The sequence below is a fragment of the Candidatus Methylobacter oryzae genome, from assembly GCF_003994235.2.
In the GTDB taxonomy this organism is placed as follows: Bacteria; Pseudomonadota; Gammaproteobacteria; order Methylococcales; family Methylomonadaceae; genus Methylobacter_A; species Methylobacter_A oryzae.
The window spans coordinates 59,460-65,459 of record NZ_RYFG02000101.1 but is presented as its reverse complement, the minus strand read 5'-3'; the positions used below and the strand labels follow the sequence as shown (position 1 = coordinate 65,459).

Sequence of the window (6,000 nt, the reverse complement as noted above, 5' to 3'; positions counted from 1 at the left end):
CCGCAGAGCAAGCTAAGGCGGCTGCCGAGAAAGCCAAAGCCGAAGCGGCGGCGCAGGCCAAGGCTGAAGCGGAGAAAGCGGAAGCTGCCGCGCAAGCGAAGGCGGAAGCGGCTAAAGCGAAAGCCGCAGAGCAAGCTAAGGCGGCCGCCGAGAAAGCCAAAGCCGAAGCGGCGGCACAGGCCAAGGCTGAAGCGGCTAAAGCGAAAGCCGCAGAGCAAGCTAAGGCGGCCGCCGAGAAAGCCAAAGCCGAAGCGGCGGCGCAGGCCAAGGCTGAAGCAGAGAAACAAGCGAAAATAGCCGCTGAGAAAGCGAAAGCCGAAGCAGCAGCCCAGGCCAAGGCTGAAGCAGAGAAACAAGCGAAAATAGCGGCCGAAAAAGCCAAAGCCGAAGCGGCGGCCCAAGCAAAGGCTGAGGCAGAGAAACAAGCGAAAATAGCGGCCGAAAAAGCCAAAGCCGAAGCGGCAGCCCAAGCAAAGGCTGAAGCAGACAGAGCTGAAGCGGCAAGGATGGAGGCAGAGCAGGCTCGAATGGATGCAGAGCAAGATCAGTTGGCTATAAAAACTGCAGCGGCAGCCATTCGGCAAAAAGTGGCTCGAAGCTGGATCCGGCCGGTTTCTTCTTCAGAGGGACTAAAGTGTACAATTCAAGTCAGATTGATGCCCGATGGAACGGTAATTGATGCCGTCGTTGTCACCACAAGCGGCGATGAGATTTTTGATCGGTCAGCGGAAAATGCTGTGCATAAAGCATCCCCGCTGCCAGTTCCTAAAGATAAGGAACTGGCAGCTAAGGAATTTAAATCCTTTAAGTTTTTGTTTGAACCGGACCGTTCCAGATAACCGAAAACAAGGTATCATTATCTCCAAGACGTTATTGATGAATATTAAGTCAATCATTTAATGATCTTTTTCAGTTAAGTTACTGAGGTAAACAAGTGAGTTTTTTAAAAAGAATTTTGTTAATTGGCCTGATTGGTTTCTATGTGCCAAGTAGCTACGCAGAGATGACCATTGAAATTACTGAGGGCATTGAGAGTGCGTTGCCTATTTCAGTAGTCCCGTTTGCGATGCAAGGCGCATCCGGCGTGCCGGTTGACGTTAGTTTTGTCGTTGATGCCGATTTAGGCCGTAGCGGTTATTTTAAAACGCTGGATAAACAAAGCATGCCGGCCAAGCCCAGCACTGCCGAAGCCATCCAGTTTAAGGATTGGCAGGCTTTAGGCCAGAATTACATGGTCATTGGTCAAGTGGTCGAAGATCATGGCCAGTACAATGTTCAATTCCAGTTGTTCGATGTTTATAAAGGCCAGCAAATCATGGGCTATCGGATGGTATCATCCGCTGGAGACTTGCGCAGAACGGCCCACCACATCAGCGACCTGATCTTTGAAAAACTGACTGGTAAAAAAGGCGTTTTCAGCGGCCGAATTGCCTACATTACCAGCAGCAGGCAAGGGACACAAAGCACTCATAAACTGCAAGTTTCAGATGCGGATGGTTTTAATGCGCAAACTATAGCGTCGTCCGTAGAACCGTTGATGTCTCCGGCATGGTCGCCTGATGGTAGAAAAATAGCTTACGTTTCATTTGAGAAAAAGTCAGCAGCAGTCTATATCCAGACTCTGGCTACCGGTGAGAGAGTCAGGGTTGCCGAATTTCCGGGTATCAATGGCGCGCCCTCTTGGTCTCCGGACGGAGCAAAATTGGCGTTGACCTTATCTAAAGACGGCAACCCGGATATTTTTGTGTTGAATTTGGTAACGCGCTCTTTAACTAAATTGACTAGAAGCTTTGCAATCGATACCGAGCCGACTTGGTCCCCCGATGGCAGCAGTATCGTTTTTACCTCTGATAGAGGAGGAAAGCCGCAGTTGTATATTATGTCGAGCCAAGGCGGTGACGAAAGGAGGCTGACATTCTCTGGGAATTACAATGCCAGGGCCAGCTTTTCACCGGACGGTAGAAGTATAGCAATGGTGCATGGTAATGGCAGCGATTATCGTATTGCCGTTATGGATTTGGCAACTAAGGCGGTTAATGTCATTACCGATGGCCGATCAGACGAGTCTCCAAGTTTTGCGCCGAACGGCAGTATGATTTTATATGCCTCCCGAAAAGGCAGTGCGGGTTATTTATCGGCTGTATCATTGGATGGTAAAATGCAACAAAAGCTGGTATTTGACAGCAATGAAATCCGCGAACCGGCGTGGTCGCCCTAGTTCAGTTAGTCATAGCATGATTTTTGTAAATTATTTTGGAAAATAAAATGAAATTGAATAGAACAGTATTGGCATTAGCTATAAGCGCAGCAATCCTCTCGGGGTGTAGTGAAGATGAAAAAGAAGCAAGCCTTACCGATGGCACTCAAAATGCTGCGAGCGGTATCAACGATGCTTCAACCCGTGGTTTAAGAAATGGATCTGGTTTGTCAGGATCGGAAATGAATGCTTCGGGAATGTACCCAAATGCAGGCATAGGTCCCGAATTCAGCGATCCAAATAACCCATTGTCAAAAAGCACTATCTACTTTATGTTGGATAGCAGCCAAGTGCAGGATGACTTTGTACCTGTCATTGCAGCTCATGCACAATATTTGGTAGCGCATCCCGGTCAACGCGTTGTAATGGAAGGTCATGGCGATGAGCGTGGTTCTCGTGAATACAATATTGCACTGGGTGAGCAGCGCGCAAAGTCCGTAGCAAGTATGATGAAAGTCCAAGGCGTTGCCGATGGTCAGCTGGAAATCGTCAGTTACGGCGAAGAGAAGCCGGCATCGTTAGGTCATGACGAAGCATCTTGGGAACTTAATCGTCGCGTTGAGTTAGTTTATCAAGGCAAATAAATGAAAGCTCGTCTACTCCTATTGTTGTGGGTTTGTAACGCTGTTCAGGCAGAGCCATTGCCGCCAGTTATTGATAATTCAATGTATCCGGCAGGTGAGGTTACTACTGCAAAGCCTTCATCGACTAATGCGCTGTATGAAATCATGGCGCGACTTGAGCAATTGCAAGGCGAAGTACAACAACTTACCGGTAAGGTAGAAGAGCAGGCAAATCTTATTGCCGAGATGAAAAAGTCTCAGGGCTCAATGTATTCAGATTTTGACGAACGGATACGGAAACTTGAGAAGAAATCAGAAAGTGCGAAGCCTTCGGCAACTGAAAATGTTCCTGCGGAAGAAACCACTGTCGGTGTCGAAGCTAAAGCGACGGAGTCTCAAGGCGCGGCTCCGACTGCAACTCCTGAAGTTAAGCAGGCGCCCGTTCAAAAACAGGAGGCAGCGCAAGCCTCTGCTTCTCCGGGCGATGAAAAGCAGCAATATCAACAGGCCTATGACGCGCTTAGAAATGGTCATACGGCCCAGGCAATTGCCGAGTTCAACGCGTTGTTGAGTAAAAATTCGAAGGGGGAGTATGCCAATAATGCCCAATATTGGTTAGGTGAAGCCTACAGAGTTAATCAGGATATTGATGCAGCGCGCAAAGCTTTTAACAATGTCATTCAAAATTATCCGGGTAGCGCGAAAGTGCCGGATGCGCTATTAAAGTTAGGTATCATTGAGGTGGAACAAAAAAATCCAGCCAAAGCGCGCGAATATTTAACCCGTGTTACTACCGATTTTCCCAGTTCGACGGCTGCCCGGTTGGCGTCAAAGAAATTACTCTTGCTTGATGACGTTAAACAGTAGTTGTGAGTTTGTTACGTATAACTGAAATTTTTTATTCGTTACAAGGCGAGTCGAATACGGTAGGGCTACCCACTGTGTTCATTAGGCTGACCGGTTGTCCGTTAAGATGCGTCTATTGTGATACAGCTTATGCTTTTACCGGCGGCAAAAAAATAGAGATTGACGCGATTATTGCGGAAGTTGATCAATATGGAGCCCGGTATATTACCGTAACCGGAGGCGAGCCATTGGCTCAGCCGGGCTGTCTGGACTTAATGAGAAAATTGCTCGATAAAGGCTATGTCGTTTCGCTTGAAACCAGCGGAGCGCTTGACGTATCTGAAGTCGACCCGCGCGCCATTAAAGTCATGGATTTTAAAACACCGAGTTCAGGCGAGTTAAGCAAAAATCGATATCAAAATATCAAGCACCTAGATGCAAAAGACCAAGTTAAGTTTGTAATCGGTAATGACGGTGACTACGAGTGGTCAAAATCCATATTAACGGAATATGATTTACCTAATCTTTGTGAAATCTTGTTTTCGCCTGTGATGGGGCAGCAAAATCCAACCGAGCTTGCCGAAAAAATTCTAAAAGACAGGTTGCCTGTTCGTTTCCAAATTCAACTACATAAGATTCTTTGGGATGATGCCCAAGGCAAGTAAGTCGACATGCAAAAAAAAGCTATAGTCCTCCTATCTGGAGGATTAGATTCAATTACCGTACTTGCTCTTGCGAAAAAGCAGGGCTTCAAATGCTACGCTTTAAGTTTTGACTATGGTCAGCGGCACAATGCCGAGCTGCGAGCGGCGGCGCAAATAGCGGTAGATTATCAAGTCGAAGAACATAAAATTATCAAATTGGGCTTAAGCTCAATCGGCGGTTCGGCGCTAACCGATGAGCATATCGCAGTGCCTCATGCGCCACAAGACGGCATACCGGTAACCTATGTGCCGGCAAGAAATACAATTTTTCTTTCATTTGCCTTGGGTTGGGCAGAAGTCTTAAATTTAACGGATATTTTTATTGGGGTAAATGCTGTCGATTATTCAGGTTATCCTGATTGTAGGCCTGAATTTATAAAAGCTTTTCAACAATTGGCAAACCTTGCTACTAAGGCTGGTGTAGAAGGTGAGCATTTTACGATACATACTCCGCTAATTGCGTTGAGCAAAGCAGAGATTATTAAGCAGGGCCTTGAACTAGGTGTCGATTATCAGCGTACCGTCTCTTGTTATTCTGCCGATAAACAAGGTCGCGCTTGCCAAGTATGCGATGCCTGTCGTTTAAGAAAGATTGGATTTACAGAGGCCGGAATAGAAGACCCAACTCGGTATCAAAAAAGCCATAAAAAAAATTGACATAGTTAGTTTTATCATTATAATAGGCAGTCTTTGTTGGGTCGTTAGCTCAGCCGGTAGAGCACCGCACTTTTAATGCGATGGTCGCGCGTTCGAATCGCGCACGACCCACCATCAAAGTTTAAATAAATTAACCAGTTAGCATGAATTTGCGACTGGTTTTTTTATGCCTTTTAAAACCGTGTGTATTCGCTAATCGCGTAAAACATATTCCGTGCTCATTAAGCTTTTCACCTGCCTGAAGCTTTCTCATGCTAGATCGGGTCAATATCGAATACTTTACTGCCATTATCCAGTCCTCTTTATTGGTAAGGAAAAAGTTCGTTTAACATATTTCGAAGAGCTGCAATTTTTTCAGGTTGGTTTTGATCCTGGATTTGTAGAAGCCGTTCTTTGAAGTTTTCCAATGACTCCAATCCGTGCCAAGGTTCCATATCTTTCAAATCATCCCAAAGAGCTTGAACAAGTTCGATGTAAACTATTTCTTTGTTCTCCGTTTTTGATGATCTCCAAAAAACCCTTTCTCTACTAATAAAATCCCAAATTACTCTCTCCTCAGAAGACAGTAGGCTTGGTGCCGTTTGCGCCAAATTTAAAAACCTTTTCGCTTCATCTTGATCCCACACTTTGTGAATCAACCCCATTAAAGGAATCGATTCTTCATCTTCTTGATTAAAAAAAATATTTTTGTTTTCACTCCAGCTAATTTTGCATTGATTAATATAACTGTCGATTGCGACGTCAAACATATTTGAAAGAGTTCGTTTTTGGCATCTTGCCGCTACTTCCATCGCAAACCGAGATAAGGGGTCCAGCCTAAATTGAAGAATTTCAGTCTTACCAAGTTTGCCTGTTCGTTTTTTTGCGGGTCTGCCCCGCTGTAATTTTGTTTGCATGGTGTTTCGCCAAAGTAATTAATGGATGAATGATAGATAGGGTAACAAAACTTACAAATCAGTGTAAAGGTAATTTT

7 protein-coding genes and 1 tRNA gene are annotated in these 6,000 nt (G+C 45.6%); 7 read left to right on the top strand and 1 reads right to left on the bottom strand.

Annotated features, from left to right (window positions below; translation table 11 throughout):
- The 7 genes from tolA to EKO24_RS12790 form a co-directional block, all read left to right on the top strand.
- The coding region (tolA, locus tag EKO24_RS12820; protein WP_143733224.1) for a cell envelope integrity protein TolA at nucleotides 1-839 on the top strand (839 nt) is incomplete at its 5' end.
- Between the two features lie 95 nt (nucleotides 840-934).
- Nucleotides 935-2,218 (top strand): Tol-Pal system beta propeller repeat protein TolB, encoded by a 1,284-nt coding sequence (gene tolB, locus EKO24_RS12815; protein ID WP_127028746.1) that lies wholly within the window; start codon nucleotides 935-937, stop codon nucleotides 2,216-2,218.
- Between the two features lie 47 nt (nucleotides 2,219-2,265).
- On the top strand, nucleotides 2,266-2,841 hold the full coding sequence (gene pal, locus EKO24_RS12810; protein ID WP_127028747.1) for a peptidoglycan-associated lipoprotein Pal: 576 nt from the start codon (nucleotides 2,266-2,268) through the stop codon (nucleotides 2,839-2,841).
- A complete protein-coding gene (gene ybgF, locus EKO24_RS12805) occupies nucleotides 2,842-3,687 on the top strand; it encodes a tol-pal system protein YbgF (RefSeq protein ID WP_127028748.1) in 846 nt (281 codons plus the stop codon).
- Between the two features lie 2 nt (nucleotides 3,688-3,689).
- The gene (gene queE, locus EKO24_RS12800) at nucleotides 3,690-4,331 is read left to right on the top strand and encodes a 7-carboxy-7-deazaguanine synthase QueE (RefSeq protein WP_127028749.1); all 642 of its coding nucleotides are present in this window, start codon (nucleotides 3,690-3,692) and stop codon (nucleotides 4,329-4,331) included.
- A 6-nt stretch (nucleotides 4,332-4,337) separates the two neighbouring features.
- On the top strand, nucleotides 4,338-5,027 hold the full coding sequence (gene queC, locus EKO24_RS12795) for a 7-cyano-7-deazaguanine synthase QueC (protein WP_127028750.1): 690 nt from the start codon (nucleotides 4,338-4,340) through the stop codon (nucleotides 5,025-5,027).
- Nucleotides 5,028-5,065: 38 nt separating this feature from the next.
- A tRNA-Lys gene (locus EKO24_RS12790) sits at nucleotides 5,066-5,141 on the top strand.
- A 188-nt stretch (nucleotides 5,142-5,329) separates the two neighbouring features.
- On the opposite strand, the gene EKO24_RS12785 is transcribed toward EKO24_RS12790, so the two are convergent.
- A complete protein-coding gene (locus EKO24_RS12785) occupies nucleotides 5,330-5,923 on the bottom strand; it encodes a hypothetical protein (RefSeq protein ID WP_127028751.1) in 594 nt (197 codons plus the stop codon).
- Nucleotides 5,924-6,000: the final 77 nt, after the last annotated feature.